The following is a 26,918-nucleotide window of genomic DNA, read 5'->3' on the forward strand; positions in this document are numbered from 1 at the left end:
GTCCGTCGAGGCCGTCAGGTCAGTCCAGCCCCGCCGCCTCCCGTTCCGTCCGTGTCAGCGGCGGGCCCGGCAGGGGGCCCTTGCGGGGGCCGAAGGAGAGGGTCCAGAGCATGTCCGGGGCGAACAGGCGGGCCGCCGGGGTGCGCAGGCTCATGACGTCCAGCAGGCCGCGCAGGGCGCGCGGGTTCTGGGAGCCGGCGGCCACGGCCCTGTCGACGTAGGCGGTGAGGAGGCGTTCGACGGCGGTCGGCGGCTGGGGCGCGGCCCCGGGGTAGTAGGCGTCCTGGCCGACCGCGAGGTGCCACGCGTTGCCGACCGGCCGGGCCACCGCGCGCTGGATCCGGCGGGCGGTGCCGGGCGCGGTGGGGCCGTACCGGTCGAGGGTCCGGCCGAGGGCGAGCGCGCTCTGCGCGGCGACGGACAGGCCGTGGCCGTAGACCGGGTTGTAGCCGGCGACGGCGTCCCCGAGGACGGCGAAGCCCTCCGGCCAGGTCCCGGCCTTCTCGTAGAAGCGCCGGCGGTTGGCCGTGCTGCGGGTGGTCACCGGGTCGGTCAGCGGCTTCGCCTGCGCCAGGAGCCGGCCGATGACCGGGTCCTTCAGGCCGGTGAGCGCGAAGTGCTCGAACGCGTCCGGGTCGGCGGAGGGTTCACCGCCCCGGGTGCCGGAGAGCGTGACCAGCCAGCGGTCGCCCTCGACCGGTACGACGACCCCGCCCCGGCCGGGTGCCCCGCGCGGGTCGGCCTGCACGTTCACCACCGGGTAGCGCAGCACCGCCGTGGCGTCGGGGGCCGCGTAGACACGGCTGGCGTAGGCGACGCCCGCGTCGACCACGCGCTCCTCGACCGGCGCGTGGCCCAGGGCCCGCAGCCAGGTGTCCGCCTGGGAGCCGCGCCCGCCGGCGTCGATCACCAGGTCGGCGTACAGCGGGTCACCCCCGGGCAGGCGGACCCCGGTCACCCGGTGGCGGTCGCCGGTCAGGCCCGCCACCCGGGTCCCGTCGCGCAGGGTGATCCGGCGCCGGGCGAGGACGTCGGCGCGGATCACCGCGTCCAGCAGGTCCCGGCTGCACACGACCATGTGGTGCCGGGAGTCGGTGAACCGCCGGAACCACTGCCCGGAGGGCGCCTTGCTGACCAGGTCCCGCATCACCCCGATGAGCCCGGCGCCCCGGGCGGTCAGCTCCCCGGTGACGCCCGGCAGCAGTTCCTCCAGCGCCTCCACCCCGCCGGACCACAGCAGATGGGCGTGCCGTGCCTGGGGCAGGCCCTTGCGCGGCTCGGGGCCCGCGGGCAGCCGGTCGGCCTCCACGACCGTCACCTCGTGGAAGCGGCTGGCGAGCACGGACGCGGCGAGCATGCCGGCCGTGCTGCCGCCGATGACGAGCGCGGTACGGCGGCGGGTGGGTGTGTCAGGCATGGGAGGTGAGACCTTCCGTGGCGACCGCCTGCCGGCGGAACCGTTCGATGGCCGCCGCGTGGTTCCGCAACGCGTGCGCGACCGACTCCAGTTCGCTGTCGGGGACGAAGGCGGGCCCGGCCCGCCCCGCCGGCAGCGGACGGGCACGGCCGTCGGGCGCGTGCAGCGTGTCGGCCGCGACCAGGATGTCCACCGCCGCCGCGATGCCCCGCGCCACGGACTCGGGGTAGCCCGCCGCCGTCGCCGCCGTCCGCGTCCGCTCGCGCCGTGTCTCGCACAGGAGCGGGGCGAGCTTGAGCAGCCCGTCGTTGATGGCGGCCCGGCGCAGCTCCAGACGGAGGGCGGCACCGCTGACCCGGCCGGTCGCGGGCGCCGCCGGGGCGGTGACGGCCAGCATGATCTGCCACAGCGGCTTCAGCCGCCGGTGGGTGCGCACCAGCCGCCGGCGCTCCGCCGCCCACGGCCCGGCCTGCCCGGCGATGAAGCCGACGGCCACCAGGACCGCCTCGGCGATGGCGAACGGCGGGGCGGCGTACGTCGACAGCCAGTCCCAGTCCCGGCCGCTCCACCGGGCGCCGATCGCCGCGAGCTTGGCGACGTCGAAGAGGAGCCCGAGGGCGTAGGCCACCTGGAGGAGGATCACCGCCCGGCGCAGCCAGGTGTCCTCGACCTCCCGGTACCAGGCCCACAGCATGCCCGCCGCGACCAGCGCGGACACCAGGTGGGCGAGGAGGTAGAGCAGCACGAACTCGCGCATCCAGGGTGTGCCGGCGTAGTACGTGTCGAGGTCGCGCGTGCGCTCCGCCCGGTGGTCGCCGAGCAGGAACGTCGTCCACAGGCCGACGGTGATGGCGGTGTACGCCACCCGGACCAGGCGGGTGCGCCGGCGACGCACGGCGGACGGCGGCTCCCGCCAGGTGATGATGAGCCACAGGCAGGCACCGCAGTACGCGGTCAGCAGCGAATAGACCCAGAGTCCGGCGAAGTTGGGGATGCCGGCCAGCACGTTGATGCGGTGCAGGTTGGCCGGTGGCAGCGAGGCGAAGCAGACCGCGCCGATGCCGAGCAGCAGGGCGGTGGCCCGCAGGATCGGGTCCTGCCAGGCCCGCCGCAGCAACGGCAGCTTGATCACGAAGGCGACGGCGAGCAGGGCGGCCGGGACCGCGTAGGCGGCGAAGGAACCGCTGATGTCCCAGCGCATCAGGGTCCGCCGATGTTGCCCAGTGAGGACGACAGCCGGTCGGTGAGGGTGTCCTGGGTCATCCGGCCGGCCGCGCCCGGCCCCACGACCTTGGAGAACTTCGCGGCGAGGCGCAGCCCGCACTCCTCGGCCTCCCACTCGGCCTCGGCCGCCGCCGCGGCGGGCGAGCGGGTGGCCATGGCGACCACCCGGTCCCAGGGGACGTCGTCCTCGGCGCGGGAGAGCAGCCGACGGGCGGCGGCGGGCAGGCCGGAGGGGTAGTGCACGTCCAGCGTGCCGTAGTGGATGTGCCCGATCTCGTGCCCGGCGATGACGAACTTGTGCGGGTCCGGGGCCCGGTCCTCGACGACGACGATGTAGTCCTCGTCCCGGGCGAGGGTGATCCCGGAGACGTCCAGGCCCGGCGGGAAGGCGACGAACTTCAGCCGGACCGGGCGGTCGAGCTGCGGGCTGAGCGTGGCGCACAGCGCGTGCAGGAACGCCTCCGGGCCGGTCGGCGGGGTGAGGGTGCGGACGGTGTCGCGTACCAGCCGGTCGAGGAAGCGCCTCGGGGACCTGGAGTGCTTCGGCGGGGGCGCCGGCCGCGGGTACGGCGCCGGCTTCGGGGCCTTGGCGCTCGGTTCACGCACGCCCGGCGTCCTCCGCCCGCTCGGAGGCGATGATCATCTCGGCCAGGTCGGCGAGGGTGGCGAGCTGCCGGGCGTTCATCTGCGGGGCCCGGGCGGCCAGTCGCACCAGCCCGCTCTCGCGCAGCCGCAGCAGCGGGTCCGCCTCCGCCTCCAGGCTCTGCAACACCGGTTGCAGCGCCTCGTGCAGCGCCTCCGGCTCGTCCGCCGTGAAGAAGCCCGCGGGCAGGCCGAAGAACCGGCGCAGCCGGTCGGTGTGTTCCAGGCTCGGCATCCCGCTCTTGCGCCACTCGCTGAGCCACTGCCGGCTGGTTCCGGCGATCCTGGCCAGCTCGTCCAGCGAGTACCGCTTGCCGTCCGGCCGGCGCCGGGTCTCCCGGATGAAGTCCAGCCGCTGGCGCACGCGTTCGGCCAGGCAGCTCTCGGGGGCCCGGCCGCCGGAGAGCAGGTCGACGACGACGCCGACGGGGATGCCCGTGCGGTGGGAGAGGCCGGCCACGTCCAGGACCTCCGGCAAGCGTCCGGGCCGGCCGGTCAACTCGCCGAGCCGGTTGAGGACATCGGCCAGCGAGGCGTAGGCGTCACTCACCGAGGTCCCCCCTGGGCGTGTCGTCCGTTCGGTGGCTGGGCTGACGGCGAGGCTACCCGTTCGCCCGTTCGGCGACCAGACGTGACAACGCTCCCTGCCTAATTAGGCAGCTATCGTTGACAGTTAGGGGCGCCGTGGGTGAGGATCACGGCACGGAGAGCAAGATTCCGACCCGCCTCGGGTGCCGCGCACGGGGGAAGCGGCACCCGAGGCGCCTCCGTGCCCGCCTTCGGGCCGGGGACGTCCGCGAGGGCTTCCCGCCGACGCGGAGCGCCACGTCCCACCCGGTCCGACAGCCCGATGCGGTGCCGGAACGCGCATTCCGGTCGCGGCGTCCCGACCCGGACCACGGACCCCCTGACCGCCCTGGCGCGGCTCACGGGCCGGCCCGGGTCACCAGAGCCCGCCGCCCGCGAACAGCCCCGTCACGGTCACCGCTGCCGCGGCACCGGGCGCCGTCACCCCACGCCCGGCCGCCCGCGCCCCCCGCACCCTGACCGCCGCCCCCCATCCGCCCGGCAACTCGCCCCCGCCGTCGACGGAACGGGCCACCGGCGGCGGCTCCCGCACCGGACCGGTCCCCGCCGGCAGCGGGCCGCCACGTCCAGTGCGCCCACCCCGCCGCGACCGGCCGCCCGGCCGACCCGTGCCGCGATCCCGCCACCCGGTGACCCCGTCTCCCCGGGGCCCTGGTGGCCGTGACCCCGGTCACCCCGTCCGGGTGCGCACGGCCACCCCTCGGCCCGCGCGGGGCGGCCGGTAAAGTGGCGCGGGTCGTCATCACACCCGTACGGGGGGAAGCCGGTGCAATTCCGGCGCTGACCCTCCCCCGGCTCCCGGCCGCGCTCGCGCCGGGGGCGCCCCCATCCGTGTGCCGCCAGCGAGGCGGTGAGCCGGACCGCCCCGGACGGGACGTTGACCGGCTCGCGTGCGTCGGCGGCCCGCCGCGCACGGCACCGTCGAGGTCTACGGAGCCGAGCCGCCCGGGGTGTCACCCGTGCGCCGCCCGGCTCCCCGCAGGAGAGGCAGTCGCCGACCATGAACGTCCGCCGCAGCGCCGCGGCTCTCGCCGCCGTAGGCGTGCTGGCCGCCGCCGCGCCCGCCACGGCCGCCGAACCGTCCCCGTCGCCGAAGGCGACGGTCCCGTCCGGGCTGTACGGCAAGGGAGACCCGACGTACGACGGCGTGTGGCGGCAGTCGCTGACGCTCCTCGCCCAGCGGACCCTCGGTTACCGGCCGGCCGCCGCGGCCGTGGACTGGCTCACCGGCCAGCAGTGCGCGAACGGCTCCTTCGCCGCCTTCCGCGCCGCCCCCGCCGAGCCGTGCGACGCCAAGGTCAAGGCCGACACCAACAGCACGGCCGCCGCCGTCCAGGCCCTCACCGCGGCCGACGGGCACGGCATCGCCGTCGGCAAGGCCGTGGACTGGCTGAAGTCCACGCAGAACGAGGACGGGGGCTGGGGCTACTACCCCGGCGGCCCCAGCGACACCAACTCCACCTCCGTCGTCATCGGCGCGCTCACCGCGGCCGGCACCGACCCGGCGGACGTCCGGAAGTCCGGCAAGTCCCCCTACGACGCCCTGCCCGCCTGGTCCATCCCCTGCGACCAGGACGGCGGCGGCGCCCTCGCCTACCAGGCGGACAAGAAGGGCCAGCTGCTCCCCAACGCGGACGCCACGGCGGCCGGCCTGCTGGGCGCCCTCGGCAAGGGCTTCGTGGCGCGGGCCGGCAAGGCCCCGGCCCGGGACACCTGCGCCGAGGCGCGCACCCGCATCCAGGTCGCCGACAACGCCGGCGCCTACCTGGCGGCGGCCGTCGCCAAGACCGGCCACCTCACGTCCGCCCTGCCCGGCGCCGAGGACCAGCCCGACTTCGGCAACACCGCCGACGCCGTCGTCGCGCTCGCCGCGGACGGCCGGACCGAGCCGGCCAAGAAGGCCTACGCCTGGCTGGAGAAGAACGCCGGCCCGTGGGCGACGCAGAACGGCCCGGCCGCGTACGCCCAGCTGATCCTCGCCGCCCACGCGCTCGGGCAGCAGCCGGGCGACTTCGGCGGCACCAGCCTGGTCCGCTCCCTCAACGCGCTCGGCCCCGCCCCGCACATGGACTCCGCCGCCGAGCACGAGGAGAAGTCCGACGACGACTCCGGCACGGGCGTCTGGTGGATCGTCGGCGTCGGCCTCGTCGCCGGCATCGGCATCGGCTTCCTGCTCAGCGGCCGGAAGAAGCAGCAGCCGTGACCGTCGTCCGCCGTACCCTGCCGGCGCTCGTCGCCGCGCTGCTGCTCCTCGGCTCCGCCGGGCCGGCCGGTGCCACCGGCTACCGCTACTGGTCCTTCTGGGAGCGCACCGGCGGCCACTGGACGTACGCCACCCAGGGCCCGGCCTTCGTCCGCCCCGACGACGGCGCGGTCCAGGGCTTCCGGTTCGCGGTGAGCGCGGACTCGGCGGACGCCAGCCGGCCGCGCGGTACGGCGGACTTCGACACGATCTGCGCCGGTACGCCGGCCGGGCCGGGCACGAAGCGGGTGGCCCTGGTCCTCGACTTCGGCACGCGGTCGGACGCGCCGTCCGGCGAGACCCCGCCGGCGCGGCGTACGGCGTGCGCGCGGGTGCCGTCCGACGCGACCACCGCGGACGCGCTGGCCGCCGTGGCGAAGCCGCTCCGGTACGACGCCAACGCCCTGCTGTGCGCCGTCGCCGGGTATCCGCAGGAAGGGTGCGGGGAGCAGGTCTCCGCCGCGGGGAAGCGGAGCGGGAGCGGGACCGACGGCGGGACCGACGGCGGGCCCTCGCTGGGGCTGCCGATCGGCACGGGCGTGGTCGTCCTCCTGGCGGGGGCGGCGGTGTGGCAGGCACGTCGGCGGCGCGATGAGTCCGGGTGAGCCGAAGCAGTCGTGCGGTTCCGGGCGTGCGGCGGCCGACCGCGCCCACGCGGCGGTGACCGCGGAGCGGTCGGCGCCCCGCCTCTCCCCGGGGCGCTCGCACCGTGCCGCCCTGCACCCCGGGGCCTGGTGGCTCTGGGCGGTGTCCCTCGGTGTCGCCGCCACGCGTACCACCAACCCCCTGCTCCTCGCCCTCCTCATATCCGCCTCCGCCTACGTCGTGGCGACCCACCGCTCCCCCGCCCCCTGGGCCCGCTCCTACACCGCCTTCGCCAGACTCGCCCTCGCCGTCCTCCTCGTCCGGGTGCTGTTCGCGGTGGCGCTCGGCTCCCCCATCCCCGGCACCCACACCCTCCTGACGCTCCCCGAAGTCCCGCTCCCGCACTGGGCGCAGGGCATCCGGCTGGGCGGCCGGGTCACTGCCGAGGCGGTCGTCTTCGCCGCGTACGACGGACTGAAGCTCGCCACCCTCCTCATCTGCGTCGGCGCCGCGAACGCCCTCGCCAGCCCCACCCGCCTCCTCAAGTCCCTGCCCGGCGCGCTGTACGAGACGGGCGTGGCCGTGGTCGTCGCCCTCACCTTCGCGCCCCATCTCATCGCCGACGTGCAGCGGCTGCGCGCCGCCCGCCGCCTGCGCGGCCGTCCGGACCGGGGCGTACGGGGCCTGCTCCAGGTCGGACTGCCGGTCCTGGAGGGCGCGTTGGAGCGCTCGGTCGCGCTCGCCGCCGCGATGGAGGCCCGCGGCTACGGCCGTACCGCCGAGGTCCCCGCCCGGGTCCGCCGTACGACGGCCGCGCTCACCCTCGGCGGCCTGCTCGGCGTGTGCGCGGGAACGTACGGGCTGCTGACGGCGGCAGGGGGGTCGTACGGACTTCCCGTGCTGCTCGCCGGAGTCGGCGCCGCGCTCACCGGGCTGCGGCTGGGCGGCCGGCGTTCCCCGCGCACCCGGTACCGCCCGGACCCCTGGGGTCCGCGCGCCTGGCTGGTCACCGGCTCGGGCGCCGCGGTGGCCGCGCTGCTCACACTCGCCTCCGTCCGCGATCCACGGGCGCTGCACCCCGGGGTCGTGCCCCTCGTCGCGCCCACGCTTCCGCTCTGGCCCGCCGTGGCCGTCCTGCTCGCCCTGCTGCCCGCCTTCGTCGTCCCGAGGGAGCCGTCGTGATCCGCTTCGAGGATGTCAGCGTGACGTACGAGGGGGCGGCCCGGCCCACCGTCGCCGGCGTCGACTTCGAGGTCCCCGAGGGTGAACTGGTGCTGCTCGCCGGTCCGTCCGGGGTCGGCAAGTCGACCGTGCTGGGCGCGGTGAGCGGGCTGGTCCCGCACTTCACCGGCGGCACCCTGCGCGGTCGCGTGACGGTGGCCGGCCGGGACACCCGCACCCACCAGCCGCGTCAACTGGCCGACGTGGTCGGCACGGTGGGCCAGGACCCGCTCGCGCACTTCGTGACGGACACCGTGGAGGACGAACTCGCCTACGGCATGGAGTCCCTGGGGCTCGCCCCGGCGGTGATGCGGCGCCGGGTGGAGGAGACCCTCGACCTGCTGGGCCTCGCCGGACTGCGCGGCCGGCCGATCGCCACGCTGTCCGGCGGACAACGGCAGCGGGTCGCGATCGGCTCGGTCCTCACCCCGCACCCCCAGGTGCTGGTCCTGGACGAGCCGACCTCCGCGCTGGACCCGGCCGCCGCCGAGGAGGTGCTGGCCGTGCTGCAACGGCTGGTGCACGATCTGGGGACGACGGTCCTGATGGCCGAGCACCGCCTGGAACGGGTCATCCAGTACGCCGACCGGGTCGTGCTGCTCCCGGCCCCCGGCGCCGCCCCGGTCACCGGCCCCCCGGCCGAGGTGATGGCCGTGTCCCCGGTCTACCCCCCGGTGGTGGCCCTGGGCCGCCTGGCCGGCTGGTCCCCCCTCCCCCTGACGGTCCGCGACGCCCGCCGCCAGGCCCCCGCCCTCCGCACCCGCCTGTCCGCCACCAAGCCACCTGCGCACACCCCCGCCACCGGCGACCCCGCCACCGTGACCACGGGCGACCCGGCCGCCGCGGCCCCGGCCGATCAGGGCACCACCCCGGCCACGGGCACCGCCACCACCCCGGCCACCGGCGACCCCGCCGCCGTAACCCCAGGCGGCCCAGCCGCCGTAGCCGCCGTACCCGCAGGCAGTCGTGTCGCCGGGGCGGTACGGGTGGGCGCGGTGGTACCCCGCCCGCGTGGGCAAGCCGCCCCCACCCCCGGCCGGCCCCCGCACCGGGCACCCCGCACCCCCGTCCGCCGCTCCTTCTTCCGCCGGCGCCCCGCCCCCGCCCAGGAACCCCCGCGCGGGCACCTCGCGGAGATCCGCGCCCTCTCGGTCCGCCGGGACCACGTCCAAGCCCTCCGGCGCGTCGACCTGACCGTCGCCCCCGGCGAGACCGTCGCGCTCATGGGCCGCAACGGCGCCGGCAAGTCCACCCTCCTCGGCTCCCTCGTCGGCCTGGTGGCGCCCGCTTCCGGCACCGTCGACGTCGACGGCGCCGTACCGCTCCGCACCCCGCCCCAGGACCTCGTGCGCCGGGTCGGTCTCGTCCCCCAGGAACCGCGCGACCTGCTGTACGCGGACACCGTCGCCGCCGAGTGCGCGGCGGCCGACCGGGACGCGGCTGCCGCGCCCGGCACCTGCCGCGCCCTGGTGTCCGAGCTGCTGCCAGGCGTGGCGGACGACACACACCCCCGGGACCTGTCGGAGGGTCAGCGCCTGGCGCTCGCGCTGGCCGTGGTCCTGACCGCCCGCCCGCCCCTGCTCCTCCTCGACGAGCCGACGCGCGGCCTGGACTACGCGGCCAAGGCCCGCCTGGTCGCCGTACTGCGCGGGCTGGCGGCCGAGGGGCACGCGATCGTGCTGGCCACGCATGACGTGGAGCTGGCCGCCGAACTGGCCCACCGGGTGGTGCTGCTCGCCGAGGGAGAGGTGATCGCCGACGGGCCGACGGCCGAGATCGTGGTGTCCTCCCCGTCCTTCGCACCGCAGGTGACCAAGATCCTGGCCCCGCAGCGGTGGCTGACGGTGGCCCAGGTGCGGGAGGCGCTGAGGTGAGCCACGACATACGCACCGGCGCCCGGACGCGCGCCGTCCGCCTCGGCCCCCGCTCGCTCGCCGCACTGGCGCTGACCAGCGCGGTCGGTGTGGTCGCCTTCGGCTGGCCGTTCCTCGCCCCGCCCGCCTCCCAGCTCAACGCGCACGCCCAGGACGCCCCCTGGCTCTTCTCCGGTCTGCTGGTGCTGCTGGTGGCGGTGGTCGCGGCGACGATCTCGGAGTCGGACCTCGGCCCGAAGGCCGTGGCCATGCTGGGCGTGCTGGCCGCGACGGGCGCGGCGCTGCGGCCGATCGGCGCGGGTACGGCCGGGCTGGAGCCCATGTTCTTCCTGATGGTGCTCAGCGGGCGGGTGCTCGGTCCGGGCTTCGGCTTCGCGCTGGGCTCGGTGACGATGTTCGCGTCCGCGCTGCTCACGGGCGGGGTCGGGCCGTGGCTGCCGTTCCAGATGCTGGCGATGGGCTGGTTCACCATGGGCGCGGGCCTGCTGCCCGGACCGGTCCGGCTGCGCGGTCGCGGTGAGCTGCTGCTGCTCGCCGGCTACGGTTTCCTCGCCGCCTTCGCCTACGGCACGTGCATGAACCTGGCCGGCTGGCCCTTCCTGGACGCGGCGGCCTCGAACATCTCCTTCCACGGCGGTGCCCCGGTCGCCGAGAACCTGGCCCACTTCGTCGCCTACTGCCTGGCCACCTCGCTCGGCTGGGACCTGGGCCGGGCGCTGTGCACGGTGGCGCTGACCGTCGTCCTCGGTCCGGCGGTGCTGCGGGCGCTGCGCCGGGCCACGCGACGGGCCGCTTTCGAGACCGCGGTCACATTCGACGGTCCCGCTGGGTGAGGGTTCGTTTCCGGGACGTGAGCGGTCCGGTGAAGCACCCCACATGACGCACGTCACCTACGACCCGGGGCCGTAGCCCCATTTGCCCGATACGCCCACTCGTGCACCCCTTCCGACCTGCACTTTGCGACCCAGATCACAGAGGTGACGTGTGCCGCCGATCCGGCCACAACTAGTAAAAGGGGTCATTGCGGACGGGTTCCGGGCCTGCTTCTCTGGACGACGTCACCAGGCGCCACGAGCCCACCCGGGCCGCGGCGCCGCCGCATGAGGCCACACCACGTGGTCCTTCCCATGCGGGTGATCCCCCGTCCCCGACGCAAGAGGTTCTCCGTGTCCGTCTCCTTCATCCGTCGCATCGCTTCCCCGAAGAAGGCCCTCACCACCGCCGCCCTGGCCGCCGCCACCGCCGGCATGGCTCTGACCGCGGCGCCCGCCCAGGCCGCCACCACGTCGGCCTCCTCCGCCCAGGCGATCGCGCACCAGATGATTCCGGACGCCGCGCAGTTCAACGCGTTCAGCAAGATCGTCGAGCACGAGAGCGGCTGGAACCCCGCCGCCACCAACAGCTCGTCCGGCGCCTACGGCCTCGTCCAGGCCCTGCCGGCCTCCAAGATGTCCTCCGCCGGCGCCGACTGGAAGACCAACCCGGCCACCCAGATCAAGTGGGGCCTGGACTACATGAACTCCCGCTACGGCAGCCCGGCCAAGGCCTGGAACTTCTGGCAGGCCAACGGCTGGTACTGAGCCACCCGGCACCGGGCCACCGGCCGTCCGGCCGCCCCTCACCGAGCCGTGCCCCCGCTGAACCAGCGCGCGATGCCGGCCAGCGCGGCCCGGTCCGACCCGAAGTGGTCGACCGGTCCCACCTCCAGCACCCGCACCCTCGCCCCCCGCTGGGCGAGGGTGCGCGCGCATGTCCGGGCGTTGCCGATGGGCACGTCGGTGTCGCGGTTGCCCGCGTACAGCCGTACCGGCACCTCGGGCTTCCAGTCGCAGGCGTGGCCGTTGGCGCGCAGGGCCGCGAGCAGCCCGCCGGTGGGCTCGCGGAGCTGCCGGTAGAAGCGGTCGGTGAGCAACTGCCGTACCGTCGGGGCGAGCCGGCGCACGATGTCCTCGTCCTTGTGCCGCCCGTCGAAGAGCCGCTCGACCCGCCCGGCGTACGGCTGCCGGAAGACCTCGGCGGGGTCCTTGTAGATGGGGTGCAGGCGGTTCTGGGCCACGAGGAAGTAGGAGAGGTAGAACACCCCGCTCACGTCGTTGACCCGGCCGTCGGTCAGCGCCGGCTCCTCGGTGCCCTGGAGGTCGTACGGCCCCGCCACCGGCGCGACGGCCTTCAGCCGGAACCCGGCCGCGTCCCCGCCCTGCACCGCCCGGGCCAGCGCCATCGCCACCTGCCCGCCCTGGGAGAAGCCGGTGACGTACAGGTCCCCGGTCAGTGAGCGCCCCAGCAGCCCGGCCGCCGTCCGGCTCGCGTGCAGCATGTCCACCGAGGCGGTCACCGCGGACCGGGTGTCCATGTAGGGGTGCCGGCCGGGCCCCTCCCCCAGGCCCAGGTAGTCGGGCGCGGCCACCGCACGCCCCGTGGCGGCGAAGAGGTACGACTGCGTGCGCGCGGCCTCGGCCACGGAGGGCGCGTAGGACCGGTTGGCCATGGTGCCGTGCGTGTCGGAGACGAGCCCGAGGCGGTGCCCGCCGCCGGACGGGACGGTGAGCAGACCGGTGGCGGTGGTCGGCCGGCCCTGCGGGTCCACCGTGCGGTACGTCACCCGGTAGGCGAGGACGCCGTGGCGCACCGGGGCGGCACCGATGTGCTGCGCGCGCAGGGCCCGGGCGACCTCCGTACGGCTGTGCGCGGCGACCGGTACGACGGACACGACCTCCCCGCGCCCACCGGAGCGCTGTCCGTCGGCGCCGGGGACCCCCGGCACCACCCCGGCGACCCCGACGAGCGCCAGGGCACCCAGGGTGACCGCGGGGCCCTTGCGGATGGGCCGACCGGGCTGCTTTTCCACCGTGTTGCGCGTGTCCTGAGTCATGTCCCGAACGCTACGGACGCACGCTGCGCCCGGACATCCGAGAGCCCCCCGTACTCGGGTGGACTTCTTTCGCGCGCCGGGTGGACTTCTTTCCACCTCCCGTCCCCTCGGAGGAACGATGACGACGCCGACGCCGCCGGTACGGGACCCGGAGACGCGCGGACTGCGGCTGGTGGCCGTACTGCTGGCGCTGACCGTGGTCAGCGGCCTGATCGACGCCGTCAGCTTCCTGGGCCTGGGCCGGGTCTTCACGGCCAACGTGACCGGCAGCGTGGTCATCCTAGGCTTCGCCGCGGCCGGGGTCCCGGGCTTCTCCGTGCGCCACGCGGTCATGTCCCTGGTCTGCTTCCTGCTGGGCGCGGTGACCGGCGGCCGGGTGGCGGGCCGATACGGCCGCGGCTCCCGCCGCCGCTCGGCCCGGCTGGCCCTGGCGGTGGAGGCGGTGCTGGTCGGGGTGGCGGCGGCCGTGGCCTTCGCCCGGCCGGGCACCACCGGAACCCGGGACGCCCTGATCGCCCTCACGGCCTTCGCGATGGGCCTGCGCACCGCGACGGTCCGCACGTTCCGCGTGCCCGACCTGATCACCACCACCGTCGTGACGATGACCCTGACCGGCCTGGCCTCCGAGTCCCGCCTCGGTGACGCCACGCAGCACCGCACCCTGCGCCGCGCGGCCTCGGTGTTCGCGATGGCCGGCGGTGCCTGCCTGGGCGCCTGGCTGGTGCTCCACCACGGCCTGGGCGTCCCCCTGCTGCTGGCGGCACTGGCGTCGGGTGCCCTGGCGATGGCGGCCTCGGGCCGGGAATGACGGCCGCGGACGGCGATCCGGCGGCCGGTCCCGTCACCCGGCGCTGACCCGGAGTTCCTTGACGCCGTTGATCCAGGCCGAGCGCAGTCGGCGGGGGCTGTCGGCCAGGCGCAGGCCGGGCATGGCGTCGGCGACGGCGTTGAAGATGAGGTCGATCTCCAGGACGGCGAGGGACTTGCCGAGGCAGTAGTGGGGACCGCCTCCGCCGAAGCCCAGGTGGGGGTTGGGGTCACGGGTGATGTCGAAGGTGTCGGGGTCGGTGAAGACCTCGGGGTCGTGGTTGGCCGAGGCGTAGAACAGACCGACCCGGTCGCCCTTCCTGATCAGTACGCCGCCCAGTTCCGTGTCCTGGGTCGCCGTCCGCTGGAAGGAGTTGACCGGGGTGGCCCAGCGGACGATCTCCTCGGCCGTGGTGGACGGGCGCTCGCGCCGGAAGAGGTCCCACTGCCCGGGGTGGGTGAGGAAGGCGTGCATGCCGTGGGTGATGGCGTTGCGGGTGGTCTCGTTGCCGGCCACCGCCAGCATCAGCACGAAGAAGCCGAACTCGTCGGAGTTCAGGTTGCCTTCGTCCTCCGCCGCCACCAGGGTGGTCACGATGTCGTGGGCCGGGCACCGCTTGCGCTCGGCGGCCATGTTCATGGCGTAGGCGATGATCTCGGCGGCCGACTGCGTGCCGACCTCCTCGGTGATCGCGTACTCGGGGTCGTCGTAGGCGATCATCTTGTTGGACCAGTCGAAGATCCTGGACCGGTCGTCCTGCGGGATCCCGATCAGCTCGGCGATGGCCTGGAGCGGCAGTTCGCAGGCGACCTCGGTGACGAAGTCGAAGGGCCCGGAGCGGGCGCGGGCGGCGGCGACGATCGCCTCGGCGCGGGCCCGCAGCCGGTCCTCCAGCGCGCGGATGGAGCGTGGCGTGAACCCGCGCTGCACTATCTGGCGCACCCGCGTATGTTCCGGTGGATCCATGTTGAGCAGGATCAGCCGCTGCGCGTCGATCGCCTCGCGCCGGATGTGCTCGTTGAAGCGGATGATCGCGGTGTTGAGGGAGGAGGAGAAGAGTTCCGGGTGTGTGGAGACGTACTTGACGTCGGCGTGCCGGGTCACGGCCCAGTAGCCGGTGTCGGCGAAGCCCGCGATGCCGCGCTGCTGCGGGATCCAGCGGACCGGCTCGGTGCGGCGCAGCTCGGCGAACTCCGGCAGGGGCACACGGTGGTGCAGCAGATCGGGGTCGGTGAGGTCGAACCCGTCGGGCAGCGCTGGACAGGGCATCGGCGACTCCAGCCATCTGACGGTCCATCAGCGAGTGCCGCGAAGGTAGTAACGGGTTCTACAAGTCGCAAGGGGTACGGCGCCCTCAATCGGCGCGGAAGTCGTACGGATCCCACCCTCGACACCTGCAAGACCCTTGCGGTGACGGTCGTCACGTCAGCAGACTGCTGAACAGAACTAGAACGCGTACTAGTTCTGGAGGAGAGCCCTCTCGGAGAGGACCCGCACCCATGGCCGCCGAACCCGTGATCGTCGAAGCCGTCCGCACCCCGATCGGCAAGCGCGGCGGCGCGCTCGCCAACCTGCACCCCGCCTACCTCCTGGGCGAGACCTACCGTGAACTCCTCGGCCGCACCGGCATCCCCGCCGACGCCATCGAGCAGATCGTCGGCGGCACGGTGACCCACGCCGGCGAGCAGTCCATGAACCCCGCGCGCACGGCCTGGCTGACCATGGGACTGCCGTACGAGACGGCGGCCACGACGGTCGACTGCCAGTGCGGGTCCTCGCAGCAGGCCTCGCACATGGTGGCCAACATGGTCGCGGCGGGCGTGATCGACGTCGGGATCAGCTGCGGCGTCGAGGCGATGTCCCGGGTCCCGCTCGGCTCCGGCTCCAAGCACGGCCCCGGCAAGCCGTTCCCCGACGAGTGGAACGTCGACCTCCCCAACCAGTTCGAGGCGGCCGAGCGCATCGCCCGCCACCGGGGCCTGACCCGCGAGAACGTCGACGCGCTCGGCCTCCTCTCCCAGGAGCGGGCGGCCCTGGCCTGGGCGGAGGAACGCTTCAAGCGGGAGACCTTCGCCGTGCAGGTGCCCACGACGGAGGAGGAGCAGTACGCCGGACAGGGCATGTGGCGCCTGGTCGACAAGGACGAGGGCCTGCGCGACACCTCCCCGGAGGCGCTGTCGGGCCTGAAGCCGGTGATGCCGAAGGCCGTGCACACGGCCGGCAACTCCTCCCAGATCTCCGACGGCGCGGCGGCGATCATGTGGGCGTCCAAACGGATGGCTCGCGCCCTGAAGCTGAAGCCGAGGGCGAGGATCGTCGCCCAGGCCCTCGTGGGCGCCGACCCGCACTTCCACCTGGACGGCCCGATCGACGCGACGCGCGCGGTGCTGGGCAAGGCGGGCATGTCCCTGAAGGACATCGACCTCGTCGAGATCAACGAGGCCTTCGCCTCCGTCGTACTGAGCTGGACCCAGGTCTTCGAACAGAACCTGGAGAAGGTCAACGTCAACGGCGGCGCGATAGCCCTGGGCCACCCGGTCGGCGCGACGGGCGCCCGCCTGATCACGACGGCCCTGCACGAACTGGAACGCACGGACAAGGAGTTCGCGCTCATCACCATGTGCGCGGGCGGCGGGCTGGCGACCGGGACGATCATTCAGCGCCTGTAGCCGCCCTGCTCACGAAGGCGGAGAAGGCGGCGGGGTCGAGGATGAGGATCGGTCCCGCCGGGTTCTTGCTGTCGCGGACGGCAACGGTGGCTTCCGCCAGTTCGGCGACCTCGACGCACGAGCCGCCCTGGGCTCCGCTGTGGCTCCGCCACCTGCTGCAATCACGCCGCAAGTTGACTTCGCTGAACGGAGGAGCCCCCGCCGCCAGGCGGGGGCTCCAGGTGCCGAGACGCACTCAGGCTGTTCACACGGCGGGCGTCTGCACGCTCCCTTCGGGCGTGGTCTGGGTGCCCTCGTTGTTCGGCGTGGTCTGGGTGCCCTCGTTGTTCGGCGTGGTCTGGGTGCCCTCGTTGTTCGGCGTGGTCTGCGCGCCCGGAGCGTTCCCCGTACCCGGAGCGTTCTGCGTACCCGGCGCGTTCTGCGTGCCCGGAGCGTTCGGAGCATTCTGCGTGCCCGGCGCATTCTGCGTGCCCGGCGCATTCTGCGCGCCCGGCGCATTCTGCGCGCCCGGCGCGTTCTGCGTGCCAGGCGTGTTCGGAGCATTCTGCGTGCCCGGCGCGTTCCCCGTACCCGGCGCGTTCCCCGTACCCGGAGCGTTCGGAGCGTTCGGAGTGTTCGGAGCGTTCGGAGTGCCCGAATTGAACGACCCGTTGATGTTCGTGTTCGTGTTGGTGTTATTGGTGATGTTACTCACGTTGTTGGTCGTCTGGTTGACGACTTGATTCACCACCGACGCCGGCAGACCGAGGCTTTGCGCCTTGGCCTGTGCGGCCGCTACACCCTGTGCCTTGGCCTGCTGCGGGGTGGCGCCCCGGTTTATCGCCGCTTGCGCGGCGGCCGATCCGGCCGCCACAGCCTCGGACGCCTGCCCCGAATTCCCCGTGGCGGACGAGGACCCTCCCGTGCCTCCCGCGCATGTCACGGAACCTACGGAGAAAGGCCCTGTTCCCGAGACGGACGTCGGTCCGATACTGCCACCGGAAGACGAATTCACGCTTTCCCCGCCGGGCGAGACGGTGAAAGTTCCGTTGGCGGCGAAGCCGTTGCCCGTCAGGCTCCCACCTGAAACGCGACAGCTTTGGTTCGGGGCAGCGGAGGCCGACTCCATCGCGCCGACCGTCATTCCTCCGACCAGCACAGCCATGGCGGCGGCGCTCAGTACTGATTTCCCTCGCATGAAGCTCTCCTTCGCTGGGGCCGTGATTCAGCGACCGGAGACGTTTCCGTCCGGATAACAGCACGCTAACTCCGCTACCCTGCCGGTGCATCTAGGCTTGCAGGCGCCAGCGGCGGGCATTAGCCTGCCTCAACTCCCCGCGCGACGGCCTTTTTTCTGTTTAGCGCACAAATTCCTCTTCCTCGTGCCGGACCTCGGCCGTGCGGACCGGCAGCGACAGCATGAGCAGGCAGATGGCGACCGGCGCGGCCGGCCGCGAGGTGCGCCGGCCGACCGGCCGGGGCAGCGCGGGCGGCGACCAGGCCGAGTGCGACGACGAGCAGGAGGGTGCCGAAGGTCCGGCCCCAGACGAGCGCGGCCTCGGCCGAGCGTGTGAGCGGTTCGAGGACCAGGCCGCCGAAGGATGTGCCGGTGAACCGCGTCGAGTCGTAGATCGAGCCGTTCACGTGCGGGACGCCTTCGGGGCCGATCCAGGTCTCCAGGTCGGCGAGCCGTTCGCCGCTGGGGGTGGCCAGGACGACGGCCATCTGCCGTACGGCGAGGATCGCAGCGCGAACCGGGTCGCGCGCAGCCGCGCTGTGACCGCCGCTCTTCCGCTCTGCGCTCCTTCCGAGCCTCGCAGACCCCCTGGGAAGGGACGCGGGCAACCCCAGATTCACCTAACTTTGGTCTCTTTTGTCCGAAAGTCCGTGGTCCGGGGTGCGGCCGGTTCCATGCCCGGGGCGCGACAAGGATCACACCGCGCTGCCGGCATGGCTCCGCGTGAGGGGGCAGACGTACCTGCGTACACGCCCTTTGGCTGCACTGCGCAGCGATGCGCATGCAGGACGTAAGGGGCGGAAGTCCGCCTATGGTCGATTTTCGGCCCGTCGTACGTCACCGTCGCCGTCCGGGCCCGTCCCTGTCCCCGTCGAAAGGTAGGCGAGCCCCGTTTTGGCGACCGCTACCACCGCCTCAGCCCTCACCCCGCCCCGCAAGTCGCGGCGGGCCGCACCGGCCCGTACCGCCCGGGACGTGACCGTCACCGACCCCGCGCTCGTCAAGCGCGCCGTGAAGGCGGCGGCACTCGGCAACGCGATGGAGTGGTTCGACTTCGGCGTCTACAGCTACATCGCCGTCACCCTGGGCAAGGTCTTCTTCCCGTCCGGCAACCCGACCGCCCAGCTGCTGTCCACGTTCGGCGCCTTCGCGGCGGCCTTCCTGGTCCGTCCGCTCGGCGGCATGGTCTTCGGCCCGCTGGGCGACCGCGTGGGCCGGCAGAAGGTCCTCGCGGTCACGATGATCATGATGGCGGCGGGTACGTTCGCGATCGGCCTGATCCCGTCGTACGCGACGATCGGCGTCGGCGCGCCGATCCTGCTGCTCGCCGCCCGTCTGGTGCAGGGCTTCTCCACCGGCGGTGAGTACGCGGGTGCGACGACGTTCATCGCCGAGTACGCGCCGGACAAGAAGCGCGGCTTCCTCGGGAGCTGGCTGGAGTTCGGCACGCTCGCCGGCTACATCGGCGGCGCGGGTCTGGTCACGCTCATGACCGCGCTGCTGTCCTCGGACGACCTCACCTCGTGGGGCTGGCGCATCCCGTTCCTGATCGCGGGCCCGATGGGCATCATCGGCCTGTACCTGCGGATGCGGCTGGAGGAGACCCCGGCGTTCGCGGCGGAGGTCGAGAAGGCGGAGGCGGCCCGGCCGAAGGTGCCGCTGCGCGAGATGGTCACCGGCCAGTGGAAGTCCCTGCTGCTGTGCATGGGCCTGGTCCTGGTCTTCAACGTCACCGACTACATGCTGCTGTCGTACATGCCGAGCTATCTCACCAGTGAGCTGAAGTACGACGAGACGCACGGGCTGCTGGTCGTGCTCGGTGTGATGGCCCTGATGATGATCGTCCAGCCGTTCGTGGGCGCGCTGACCGACCGGGTCGGTCGCCGGCCGGTGATCGCGGCGGGCTGCGCGGGCTTCCTGTTCCTGTCCGTCCCGGCCCTGCTGCTGATCCGCGACGGCAGCCTGCTGGCCGTGGGGCTGGGCATGGGCGCGCTGGGTCTGCTCCTGGTGTGCTTCACGGCGGCCATGCCGGCCGCGCTGCCCGCGCTGTTCCCGACGCGCGTGCGCTACGGGTCCCTGTCGATCGGGTTCAACGTGTCCGTGTCGCTGTTCGGCGGTACGACTCCGCTGGTCGTGACCGCGCTGATCGGGGCGACCGGGAACATGATGATGCCCGCGTACTACATGATGGCCGCGGCCGTCGTGGGCGGTGTCGCCGTGTGGCGGATGTCGGAGTCGGCGGGGCGCCCGCTGCCGGGTTCCGCGCCGTCCGTGGAAGGCCGCTGAGGGGCGCCCCGGCCGCCATGCCCCGCGGGCAGTCGTACCCATCCGCGCCCTCGGCTGCGATCATCGAGGGAGGACACTCGGGAAAGGCAGCTGGGGCTATGAGCGGGTCGCAGGTCTGGGACGACGTCGACGACTACTTCATCAACACGCTCTCACCGGACGACGAGGTGCTGCGCGCGGCCCTGCGCGACAGTGATGCCGCCGGGCTGCCCGCCATCGCCGTCACGGCGGCGCAGGGCAAGTTCCTCCGGCTGCTCGCCGAGCTCCAGGGGGCGCGGCACATCCTGGAGATCGGCACGCTCGCCGGGTACAGCACGATCTGGCTGGCCCGCGCGCTGCCCGAGGACGGCAGGCTGATCTCGCTGGAGTACAGCGCCAAGCACGCCGAGGTGGCCGTCCGGAACATCGCTCGGGCGGGCCTGGACCGGATCGCGGAGGTGCGGGTGGGCCCGGCCCTGGAGTCCCTGCCCAAGCTCGCCGACGAGAACCCGGCCCCCTTCGACCTGGTCTTCATCGACGCGGACAAGGCCAACAACCCGCACTACGTGGAGTGGGCGCTGCGGCTCACCCGCGCGGGCAGCATGATCGTCCTGGACAACGTGGTGCGCGGCGGCCGGGTGGCCGACGCGCGCAGTACCGAGCCGGACGTGGTCGGCACCCGTGCCGCGCTCGAACTGATCGCCACGCATCCCCGGTTGACCGGTACGGCGATCCAGACGGTCGGCAGCAAGGGGTACGACGGGTTCGCGCTGGCCCGGGTGCTCGGCTGAGGCCGCTCGGGCCGAGGACCGCGCCGGTTCAGAGCTCGTGGTAGAAGCCGACGTTGACGCTGCGCGGCTCGGTGCGGTCCTGGATGACGATCTCGCCGGACCCGCCGTGCGGCAGCGGGACGGTCGCGCCGTAGCCGAGGGGCTGCGCGTACTCCCCGACGGTGAGCCGGACCTCGGAGGCCGGGTCGGGCTGGGAGCCGCGCAGCCAGGTCAGCTGCCAGGCGCCGTCCGGGCCGCACAGGAACTCCAGGTGGACGCGGGAGACGAACAGCCAGTCCTCGGGGGTGACCAGCCGGCACGCCGCCCCGTCCCGGCCGATCCGCAGCACGGCGCCGGGCTCGCTGGGCGCCTCGGCCATCGTCATGCCGGCGGTGGCGCCCGCGTCCGCCCCGGAGACGGTGGCCATGGTGAGTTCGAGCACGAGGTTCCCCCTGAGACGTCCTTGTGCGGTGGCTTGGTCGCGGCGGGCGGGGTGCCGTACCGCCGCCGCATGATAAAACGCCCGGCGGGGTCGCGTCCGGCACAATGGGTTCATGACCGAGCGAAAGCCACCGGGGGTTCCGTTCGAGTCCTGGGTGGACAAGCAGATCCGCGACGCGCAGGGGCGTGGGGAGTTCGACCGGTTGCCGGGAGCGGGGGCGCCGCTGCCCACGGAGGTCGACTCCACGTACGACGAACTGTGGTGGGTCAAGCGGAAGCTGGTCCGTGAGGGGCTGGCGGTGCTGCCGCCCGCGCTGGCGCTGCGCAAGGAGGCGGAGGACGCGCTGGAGGCGGCGTACGCGGCGCCCTCGGAGCGGATCGCCCGGAAGATCATCGAGGACGTCAACGTCCGGATCAAGGACATGATGTTCAAGCCGCCGCCCGGTCCGCCGCTGGGGAAGAAGCCGTACGACGTCGAGGAGGTCGTACGCGAATGGCGGCAGCGCAGGGCTGCCGCCAGGGGTGACGGGGGCGTGGCGGGCTCAGCCGTGTAGCAGCCGCCCGGCCAGCTCCCGGTAGTCGCGCAGGGCGAGTCGCAGTTGCTCGGTGTCGGTCTCGGCGCCGGGGCCGCGGCCCTCGGTGCCCTCCCAGGACATCCGCAGGGTGCGGCGGCGGCGCGTGACGGCCTCGGTGAACCGCGCGGCGATCTCCTCCAGCGCCCGGTCGGCCTGTTCGACGGCCTGCCGGGGCTCGTCCACGAACCCGGTGACCACCTCGCGCAGTCGCCGCTCCCACTGCTCCGTCTCCTCGTGCGGCAGCAGCGGGGTGCCGGTTCCGGAGGGTGCGGTGGCGGCCGTCCCGACGGTGCCGGTGCCGTGGCCGGGTGCGGCCGTGCTGCCCGGCCCCGTCGGCCAGGTGTCCGCGGCCCGCGCCTCGGTCATCCGGGCCTCGCGCCCGCTGACCTCACCGACGGACGGAGCCCCGAGCCCGTTGTCCGGCATCACGCCTTCCTCCTCCCCGGCCCACCCCGGGCCACCGGCGTCCCTGTCGCCTCCGCGGTACGTCTGCGACGCCCGCCCCTGTGTACCGGGTGTCTCCGGACCCAGTTCCTCCGTGCCGGGCCGCAGCCCCTCGGAGCCGTGTGACCCGGCGTCCCCGGACACGTCGGATGCGGGGCCGCCTGCCGGGCCGGGGGTGGGCTCGATGTCCTCGGTCCTCCCCGACCCGGGCACGCCCGCCGGGCCCGGGGGCGGCTGAGGCGTGTCCTTCGGGGTGCGGTCGTCCCCGGTCAGCCCCTCCCGGCCGGGACCGGCCGAGCCCGGGAGCCGTCCGCTCTCCCTCCCGCCCGGAGTCCGGCCAACCGCGTCCGCGCCCGGCCATCCGCTCGCGCCCTCGCCCGACAGCCGGCCGCCTCCGCCGGGCCCCGCGCCCGGAACACCGCCGCCTGCCGGCCGGCGTGCGCCCGGTTCACCGGGCAGGCGTTCCTCCGGCAGGGGCCTCCTCGGGGTCCGGCGGCCGGGGGCCGCGTCGCCCGGTGCCCATTCGTCCCTCTGTTGTTCCGACTCCTGCTCCGGCGTCCACTCGTCCCCACGCGAGAGGCGTTGCGGGCGGTGCCGGTCGCCGCCGGAGCCGCTCGTCCTGTCCGTCATGGCGTTCAGCTCTCCTTCGGTCGGCTCCGGTGCAGAGCCCACGGCGTGTGGGAGCGGGCGTGGGAGCGGGTCGCGGCGGGCGGCGTCGAGCGGTCCGTGCCGGCGGGGGCGCGGTGCCGGCCGGGCTCGGCGCTGGTCAGGTCCTCGAAGAGGGCGCGGGCGCCGAGCAGCGCCGACCGCATCTCCTCGGTCCCCGCGCCGGTCCCGTCCGATCCGGCACCGGCGGCGGCGTGAGCCACCCGGTGCACCTGGCGGTAGCCGTCGACGTGGTCGGCGTGGTGCACGGAGAGGGCGGCGAGCTGCTCCTCGTAGCGTCCGCCGTCGGGGTAGCCGCGCGCGGCGGCGAGTTCTCCGATGAGGAGGTCGGCCTCGGCCACCGCCTGGCGGGGCGAGTCGACGAAGTGTTCCTGCACGGCCGTCCAGCGGTCCGCGTACCGCTGCCGCTCGGCGCCGTCCAGCGGCCGTTCCCGAAGGTCTCCGTGGCGTTCGAGGCGCTCGGTCAGCTCCCGTTCGGCGGCCGTGGTGTCCCCGTCGTGCAGGGCCACGGTCCGCTCGTACTCGGGCCCGAAGCGCCGCTTGAGGTTCGGACCGCCGCGCCGGGTGCGGCCCCGCACGGTCAGGGCGACGGCGCCGAGGACCACGACCGCCGCGATCACGATCAACAGAATGATCAGGCCTGTGGACATGGTTGCCTTCCGGTCGGACCGGCCCCGCTGGCCGGTTCTCCCTTCGGGTGACCCGGAAGTTCGCCCACAAACGGCTCCCCGCCCCGGTTCGGCCCCGCCATATCCGGTTGCGCAGGGGGCGGGGCGGCTCCCGACAATGGCCGGCATGACGTGGACGATCGCTCCGGAACCGTACGCCTCCCCGGCCGCCGTCGCGCTGTGGCGGGCGTACTACACGGAGGTCAGCGACCGCTGGTACCTGCTGCACGAGGGGCGTCGCACCGACCCGGAGGAGCTGGAGCGGGAGCTCGCGGCCCACAGCGGTGCCGACCTCGCGCCCCCGCGCGGGCAGTTGCTCGTCGGGCGGTACGACGGCACGCCGGCCGGTTCGGCGGGCGTACGGTCGCTGGACCCCGGCACGGCCGAGCTGACCCGGGTGTTCGTGCTGCCGGAGCTGCGCGGCCGGGGCGGGGCCCCGCTCCTCGTGGCCGCCGCCGAGGAGGCCGCCCGTGCTCTCGGCGCCCGGCGGATCGTCCTCGACACCCGCGGCGACCTGGTCGAGGCCCGCGCCCTGTACGCCCGCCTCGGCTACACGGAGACCGCCCCGCACAACAGCGACCGGTACGCCGAACACTGGTTCCGCAAGGAGCTGCCGCCGGCGCGGGCCGTCAACTGATCTTCGTCACCGTGCCGTTGTGCGGGCGTTCGCGTTCGGCGCCGCAGAGTTCCCCGGTGAGGTCGCGGACCAGTTGGGTGAGGTCGGTCGAGCGGCCGGGCTGCCACCAGTCGCCGAGCAGTTCGGCCAGGGACTCCTCGCGGGCCGTGGCGAGCCGTTCGGCGACCTCGCGGCCCGCGTCGGTCAGGACCAGGTCAAGGCCCCGGCGCTCGGCGAGCCGCCGTTCCTCGACCTGGCGGGCGGCGGCCATGACGGCCTGGAGCGGGACCGGGCTGCGCTCGGCGAGCACCGCCGGTTCGACGGAGCCGTAGCGGCGGATGCGCAGCAGCATCCAGCTGGCGGCGGGCAGCAGGTCGTACCCGGCCCGTTCGGTGATCTCCCGGTAGATCTCGCGGCGGCCCTCGCGGGTGCCGAGCACGGACAGGGCGCGGCACACCTCGTCGTAGGAGGAGCGCTGGACCGGGTTGGGCGGGATGGTCTCGGAGGCGTCGGGCGCGGTGACCGAGCCGCGCAGCCGGTCCTCCTTCAGCAGCCAGGCGAGCAGGAAGCCGAGGAGGGCGACGGGCGCGGCGTAGAGGAAGACGTCGGTGATGGCGGACGCGTACGCGTGCAGGGCGGCCGGGCGCAGCGGGGGCGGCAGGGCGGCGATGCCCCGGGGGTCGGCCTTCAGCGCGCCGGGGGTGGCGCCGGGTGGCAGGTGTACGCCCCGGAAGGCGTCGGTGAGCTTGTCGCCGAGGCGGCTCGCGAAGACGGTGCCGAAGACGGCCACGCCGAAGGAGGCGCCGATGGAGCGGAAGAAGGTGGCGCCGGAGGTGGCGACGCCGAGGTCCTCGTAGGAGACGGCGTTCTGCACGATGAGCACCAGGACCTGCATGACGAGGCCGAGGCCGGTGCCGAAGACGAAGAAGCAGACGCTCATCACGGCGGTCGAGCTGTGCTCGTCGAGCCGGTGCAGGAGCAGCAGGCCGAGGGTGGTGACGGCGGTGCCGGCGATCGGGAACACCTTCCAGCGGCCGGTGCGGCTGACGATCTGCCCGGAGAGGGTGGACGACAGCAGCAGGCCGAACACCATCGGCAGCATGTGGACGCCGGACAGGGTCGGGGAGACGCCGTGGACGACCTGGAGGAAGGTCGGCAGATAGGTCAGCGCGCCGAACATGGCGAAGCCGACGATGAAGCTGATGACGGCGGCGAGGGTGAAGGTGCGGATACGGAACAGCCCCGGCGGCAGGACCGGTTCGGCGGCCCGGCGCTCGACGGCGACGAACGCCACGGCGAGGACGACGCCCAGGACGGCGAGCCCGATGATCTGCGCCGATCCCCAGGGCCAGGTGGTGCCGCCGAGGGAGGCGACCAGCACCAGGCAGGTGGCGACGGCGGCGATCAGGAAGGTCCCCAGGTAGTCGATGACGTGGTGGGCGGTGCGGCGCGGGATGCGCAGGGCGGTGGCGATCACGGCGAGCGCGATCACGCCGATGGGCAGGTTGACGTAGAACACCCAGCGCCAGCTGAGGTGTTCGGTGAACAGCCCGCCGAGCAGCGGCCCGAGCACGCTGGTCGTGCCGAAGACGGCGCCGAACAGGCCCTGGTAGCGCCCGCGTTCGCGCGGCGGCACGAGGTCGCCGACGATCGCCATGGACAGCACCATCAGCCCGCCGCCGCCCAGGCCCTGGAGCGCCCGGAAGGCGATGAGCTGGGGCATGTCCCGCGCCATGCCGCACAGCGCCGATCCGATCAGGAAGATCACGATGGCCGTCTGGAACAGTCGCTTGCGGCCGTACTGGTCACCGAGCTTGCCCCACAGCGGGGTCGCGGCGGTCGAGGCCAGCAGATAGGCGGTGACGACCCAGGAGAGGTGCTCCAGGCCGCCGAGGTCGCTCACGATCGTCGGCAGCGCGGTCGACACGATGGTCTGGTCGAGCGCCGCGAGCAGCAGCCCGAGCAGCAGCGCGCCGATCGGCACCAGCACGCTGCCCGGGACGTGTTCGCCGCCGCTCACGCCCTTCGTCGTGCCGTGCGTCTCCAGGGCCATGGGACCTCCCGGGGGTCGGGTGCATCTCCTCCATGGTGATCGGTGTCACCACTTATGGCCTGCCGAGTGCTGCGGATCTGGAGGAAATCCGCATAATCTCTGGAGTTCCCGAGGGGAGGGGACACACGCGTGACGGGAGAGCAGGGCACCACGTGCCCGGAGTGCGGGACGCCGAGGGGGCCGGACAACACGCCGTCGTGCGACTGCACGGCTCGCGCGTCGGAGGCCCTGCGCGAGACCCGCACGGCCGAGGCGGCTGCGGCGGAGGACTTCGACCCGCTGCGGATTCGGCCGTACGTGGAGATGCGGCCGGCCTCCGAGGAGCCCCGGCCCGCGCCACCCGCCGGGACCGCTCCGCCGCCTCCTCCGCAGCTGCCCGTGTCACCGCTCGGCCCGGCGGCGGAGCCGGACGCGCCCACGGACAGAACCGAGGCCGACCGGCCCCGGCGCCGCTCCCGTCGTACGGTGCTGCTGGCCGCCGGGGGCGCGGGGGTGGCCGTCGTCGCGGTGGCCGGTTCCGCGCTGTTCTCGTACCAGGCGCCGGTCCGGGGCCGGGCGGCCCAGGAGGTCAGGGAGAGCATCCCGGAGACGACGACACGGGCGCCGTCGTCGGCGACGGCCCCGGCTCCCCCGGTGGCATCCCGTCCACCGCTGCCCTCCCCCTCGGCGACGGCCGGCCCGAGCCCGTCGCAGGGCTCCGCCTCGCCGTCCCCGACCGCGACCCCGACGGCCTCCGCGAGCGCCTCCCGCGCCGCCGCCTCACCGACCCCGTCCACGACGCCGTCGGGCACCCCGGGCACCACACCCGCCGCGCCACCGGTGCTGCGACGCGGTGACACGGGCCCGGAGGTCACCGAGCTCCAGCAGCGCCTGCGCCGGCTGAACCTCTACGCCGACCGGATCGACGGCATCTTCACCCGCCCGGTCGAGGACGCGGTGCGCAACTACCAGCTGGCCCGGGGCATCAGGGGCGACGGCCTGGGAACGTACGGCCCGGCGACGCGCAGGAGCCTGGAGTCGGAGACGCCGGAGCCGTAGCGCCTCGTGCGCGCCCGCGCACGG

General features: G+C 74.0%; 25 protein-coding genes and 1 pseudogene. 13 read left to right on the top strand and 13 right to left on the bottom strand.

Going from position 1 to position 26,918, the window contains the following annotated elements; genetic code table 11:
- Nucleotides 1-19 precede the first annotated feature (19 nt).
- The 4 genes from IE273_RS00445 to IE273_RS00460 are packed head-to-tail and all read right to left on the bottom strand — an operon-like array spanning nt 20 to nt 3,833.
- Nucleotides 20-1,417: an FAD-dependent oxidoreductase gene (locus IE273_RS00445; RefSeq protein WP_189813112.1), complete on the bottom strand. Its 1,398-nt coding sequence runs from the start codon at nt 1,415-1,417 to the stop codon at nt 20-22.
- On the bottom strand, nt 1,410-2,618 hold the full coding sequence (locus IE273_RS00450) for an MAB_1171c family putative transporter (protein ID WP_189813113.1): 1,209 nt from the start codon (nt 2,616-2,618) through the stop codon (nt 1,410-1,412). Before IE273_RS00450 ends, IE273_RS00445 begins: the two co-directional genes overlap by 8 nt.
- A complete protein-coding gene (locus tag IE273_RS00455; RefSeq protein WP_229887022.1) occupies nt 2,618-3,247 on the bottom strand; it encodes a hypothetical protein in 630 nt (209 codons plus the stop codon). The genes IE273_RS00450 and IE273_RS00455 overlap by 1 nt, the downstream gene beginning before the upstream one ends.
- The gene (locus tag IE273_RS00460; RefSeq protein ID WP_189813114.1) at nt 3,240-3,833 is read right to left on the bottom strand and encodes a helix-turn-helix domain-containing protein; all 594 of its coding nucleotides are present in this window, start codon (nt 3,831-3,833) and stop codon (nt 3,240-3,242) included. Before IE273_RS00460 ends, IE273_RS00455 begins: the two co-directional genes overlap by 8 nt.
- Before the next feature lie 1,038 nt (nt 3,834-4,871).
- Between IE273_RS00460 and IE273_RS00465 the strand changes: the two genes are divergently transcribed.
- From IE273_RS00465 to IE273_RS00490, 6 genes are all read left to right on the top strand, one after another.
- Nucleotides 4,872-6,074: an SCO2321 family membrane protein gene (locus IE273_RS00465; RefSeq protein ID WP_189813115.1), complete on the top strand. Its 1,203-nt coding sequence runs from the start codon at nt 4,872-4,874 to the stop codon at nt 6,072-6,074.
- A complete protein-coding gene (locus IE273_RS00470; protein WP_189813116.1) occupies nt 6,071-6,718 on the top strand; it encodes an SCO2322 family protein in 648 nt (215 codons plus the stop codon). The genes IE273_RS00465 and IE273_RS00470 overlap by 4 nt, the downstream gene beginning before the upstream one ends.
- Complete coding sequence (locus IE273_RS00475) at nt 6,705-7,880, top strand: energy-coupling factor transporter transmembrane component T (protein ID WP_229887023.1); 1,176 nt, start codon at nt 6,705-6,707, stop codon at nt 7,878-7,880. Before IE273_RS00470 ends, IE273_RS00475 begins: the two co-directional genes overlap by 14 nt.
- Nucleotides 7,877-9,793, top strand: a complete 1,917-nt coding sequence (locus IE273_RS00480; protein ID WP_189813117.1) for an ABC transporter ATP-binding protein — start codon at nt 7,877-7,879, stop codon at nt 9,791-9,793. The genes IE273_RS00475 and IE273_RS00480 overlap by 4 nt, the downstream gene beginning before the upstream one ends.
- Nucleotides 9,790-10,626 (top strand): ECF transporter S component, encoded by an 837-nt coding sequence (locus IE273_RS00485; RefSeq protein ID WP_189813118.1) that lies wholly within the window; start codon nt 9,790-9,792, stop codon nt 10,624-10,626. The genes IE273_RS00480 and IE273_RS00485 overlap by 4 nt, the downstream gene beginning before the upstream one ends.
- Nucleotides 10,627-10,959: 333 nt before the next feature.
- Nucleotides 10,960-11,373: an aggregation-promoting factor C-terminal-like domain-containing protein gene (locus IE273_RS00490; RefSeq protein ID WP_189813119.1), complete on the top strand. Its 414-nt coding sequence runs from the start codon at nt 10,960-10,962 to the stop codon at nt 11,371-11,373.
- Between the two features lie 38 nt (nt 11,374-11,411).
- On the opposite strand, the gene IE273_RS00495 is transcribed toward IE273_RS00490, so the two are convergent.
- Nucleotides 11,412-12,665 carry an alpha/beta hydrolase family protein gene (locus tag IE273_RS00495; RefSeq protein ID WP_229887024.1) on the bottom strand — a complete coding sequence of 418 codons (1,254 nt, stop codon included), beginning with the start codon at nt 12,663-12,665 and terminating at the stop codon, nt 11,412-11,414.
- Between the two features lie 118 nt (nt 12,666-12,783).
- Between IE273_RS00495 and IE273_RS00500 the strand changes: the two genes are divergently transcribed.
- On the top strand, nt 12,784-13,473 hold the full coding sequence (locus IE273_RS00500) for a YoaK family protein (RefSeq protein ID WP_189813120.1): 690 nt from the start codon (nt 12,784-12,786) through the stop codon (nt 13,471-13,473).
- A gap of 33 nt (nt 13,474-13,506) precedes the next feature.
- On the opposite strand, the gene IE273_RS00505 is transcribed toward IE273_RS00500, so the two are convergent.
- A complete protein-coding gene (locus tag IE273_RS00505) occupies nt 13,507-14,742 on the bottom strand; it encodes a cytochrome P450 (protein ID WP_189813121.1) in 1,236 nt (411 codons plus the stop codon).
- A gap of 230 nt (nt 14,743-14,972) precedes the next feature.
- Between IE273_RS00505 and IE273_RS00510 the strand changes: the two genes are divergently transcribed.
- Entirely contained in the window at nt 14,973-16,142 is a 1,170-nt protein-coding gene (locus IE273_RS00510) for a steroid 3-ketoacyl-CoA thiolase (RefSeq protein WP_189813122.1), read from the top strand.
- Here the strand turns inward: IE273_RS00510 and IE273_RS00515 are convergent.
- The 3 genes and pseudogenes from IE273_RS00515 to IE273_RS00525 all read right to left on the bottom strand — a co-directional run.
- Entirely contained in the window at nt 16,126-16,377 is a 252-nt protein-coding gene (locus tag IE273_RS00515) for a DUF397 domain-containing protein (RefSeq protein ID WP_308437019.1), read from the bottom strand. The genes IE273_RS00510 and IE273_RS00515 overlap by 17 nt on opposite strands.
- Nucleotides 16,378-16,386: 9 nt before the next feature.
- The gene (locus IE273_RS44605) at nt 16,387-16,995 is read right to left on the bottom strand and encodes a hypothetical protein (RefSeq protein WP_189813124.1); all 609 of its coding nucleotides are present in this window, start codon (nt 16,993-16,995) and stop codon (nt 16,387-16,389) included.
- A gap of 520 nt (nt 16,996-17,515) precedes the next feature.
- Nucleotides 17,516-17,846: pseudogene (locus IE273_RS00525) on the bottom strand (hypothetical protein); the annotation flags it as partial.
- A 406-nt stretch (nt 17,847-18,252) separates the two neighbouring features.
- On the opposite strand from IE273_RS00525, the gene proP reads away from it, so the two are divergent.
- Entirely contained in the window at nt 18,253-19,644 is a 1,392-nt protein-coding gene (proP, locus tag IE273_RS00530) for a glycine betaine/L-proline transporter ProP (RefSeq protein WP_189813125.1), read from the top strand.
- Nucleotides 19,645-19,742: 98 nt separating this feature from the next.
- Nucleotides 19,743-20,414 carry an O-methyltransferase gene (locus tag IE273_RS00535; protein WP_189813126.1) on the top strand — a complete coding sequence of 224 codons (672 nt, stop codon included), beginning with the start codon at nt 19,743-19,745 and terminating at the stop codon, nt 20,412-20,414.
- Nucleotides 20,415-20,442: 28 nt separating this feature from the next.
- Here the strand turns inward: IE273_RS00535 and IE273_RS00540 are convergent, their stop codons facing one another.
- Nucleotides 20,443-20,835 carry an FHA domain-containing protein gene (locus IE273_RS00540; protein WP_189813127.1) on the bottom strand — a complete coding sequence of 131 codons (393 nt, stop codon included), beginning with the start codon at nt 20,833-20,835 and terminating at the stop codon, nt 20,443-20,445.
- A gap of 112 nt (nt 20,836-20,947) precedes the next feature.
- Between IE273_RS00540 and IE273_RS00545 the strand changes: the two genes are divergently transcribed.
- On the top strand, nt 20,948-21,388 hold the full coding sequence (locus tag IE273_RS00545; RefSeq protein ID WP_030649369.1) for a DnaJ family domain-containing protein: 441 nt from the start codon (nt 20,948-20,950) through the stop codon (nt 21,386-21,388).
- On the opposite strand, the gene IE273_RS00550 is transcribed toward IE273_RS00545, so the two are convergent.
- Together IE273_RS00550 and IE273_RS00555 are read right to left on the bottom strand one after the other, a co-directional pair.
- A complete protein-coding gene (locus IE273_RS00550) occupies nt 21,377-21,835 on the bottom strand; it encodes a hypothetical protein (protein ID WP_373309268.1) in 459 nt (152 codons plus the stop codon). The two genes, IE273_RS00545 and IE273_RS00550, sit on opposite strands and share 12 nt — an antisense overlap.
- A gap of 653 nt (nt 21,836-22,488) precedes the next feature.
- A complete protein-coding gene (locus IE273_RS00555; protein WP_189813129.1) occupies nt 22,489-23,169 on the bottom strand; it encodes a hypothetical protein in 681 nt (226 codons plus the stop codon).
- A 136-nt stretch (nt 23,170-23,305) separates the two neighbouring features.
- On the opposite strand from IE273_RS00555, the gene IE273_RS00560 reads away from it, so the two are divergent.
- A complete protein-coding gene (locus IE273_RS00560) occupies nt 23,306-23,824 on the top strand; it encodes a GNAT family N-acetyltransferase (RefSeq protein WP_189813130.1) in 519 nt (172 codons plus the stop codon).
- Here the strand turns inward: IE273_RS00560 and IE273_RS00565 are convergent.
- On the bottom strand, nt 23,817-25,856 hold the full coding sequence (locus IE273_RS00565) for an MFS transporter (protein WP_189813131.1): 2,040 nt from the start codon (nt 25,854-25,856) through the stop codon (nt 23,817-23,819). The genes IE273_RS00560 and IE273_RS00565 overlap by 8 nt on opposite strands.
- Before the next feature lie 129 nt (nt 25,857-25,985).
- On the opposite strand from IE273_RS00565, the gene IE273_RS00570 reads away from it, so the two are divergent.
- Nucleotides 25,986-26,894 (top strand): peptidoglycan-binding domain-containing protein, encoded by a 909-nt coding sequence (locus tag IE273_RS00570; RefSeq protein ID WP_189813132.1) that lies wholly within the window; start codon nt 25,986-25,988, stop codon nt 26,892-26,894.
- Nucleotides 26,895-26,918: the final 24 nt, after the last annotated feature.

Source organism: Streptomyces olivaceoviridis (assembly GCF_014650115.1).
GTDB lineage: Bacteria > Actinomycetota > Actinomycetes > Streptomycetales > Streptomycetaceae > Streptomyces > Streptomyces olivaceoviridis.

Coding starts and splice junctions, on each gene's coding strand:
- IE273_RS00500 (WP_189813120.1), top strand. CDS start 12,784: ATGACGACGCCGACGCCGCCGGTACGGGACCCGGAGACGCGCGGACTG.
- IE273_RS00545 (WP_030649369.1), top strand. CDS start 20,948: ATGACCGAGCGAAAGCCACCGGGGGTTCCGTTCGAGTCCTGGGTGGAC.
- IE273_RS00555 (WP_189813129.1), bottom strand. CDS start 23,169: ATGTCCACAGGCCTGATCATTCTGTTGATCGTGATCGCGGCGGTCGTG.
- IE273_RS00505 (WP_189813121.1), bottom strand. CDS start 14,742: ATGCCCTGTCCAGCGCTGCCCGACGGGTTCGACCTCACCGACCCCGAT.
- IE273_RS00445 (WP_189813112.1), bottom strand. CDS start 1,417: ATGCCTGACACACCCACCCGCCGCCGTACCGCGCTCGTCATCGGCGGC.
- IE273_RS00510 (WP_189813122.1), top strand. CDS start 14,973: ATGGCCGCCGAACCCGTGATCGTCGAAGCCGTCCGCACCCCGATCGGC.
- IE273_RS00550 (WP_373309268.1), bottom strand. CDS start 21,835: ATGCCGGACAACGGGCTCGGGGCTCCGTCCGTCGGTGAGGTCAGCGGG.
- IE273_RS00450 (WP_189813113.1), bottom strand. CDS start 2,618: ATGCGCTGGGACATCAGCGGTTCCTTCGCCGCCTACGCGGTCCCGGCC.
- IE273_RS00475 (WP_229887023.1), top strand. CDS start 6,705: ATGAGTCCGGGTGAGCCGAAGCAGTCGTGCGGTTCCGGGCGTGCGGCG.
- IE273_RS00495 (WP_229887024.1), bottom strand. CDS start 12,665: ATGACTCAGGACACGCGCAACACGGTGGAAAAGCAGCCCGGTCGGCCC.
- IE273_RS00535 (WP_189813126.1), top strand. CDS start 19,743: ATGAGCGGGTCGCAGGTCTGGGACGACGTCGACGACTACTTCATCAAC.
- IE273_RS00465 (WP_189813115.1), top strand. CDS start 4,872: ATGAACGTCCGCCGCAGCGCCGCGGCTCTCGCCGCCGTAGGCGTGCTG.
- IE273_RS00560 (WP_189813130.1), top strand. CDS start 23,306: ATGGCCGGCATGACGTGGACGATCGCTCCGGAACCGTACGCCTCCCCG.
- IE273_RS00565 (WP_189813131.1), bottom strand. CDS start 25,856: ATGGCCCTGGAGACGCACGGCACGACGAAGGGCGTGAGCGGCGGCGAA.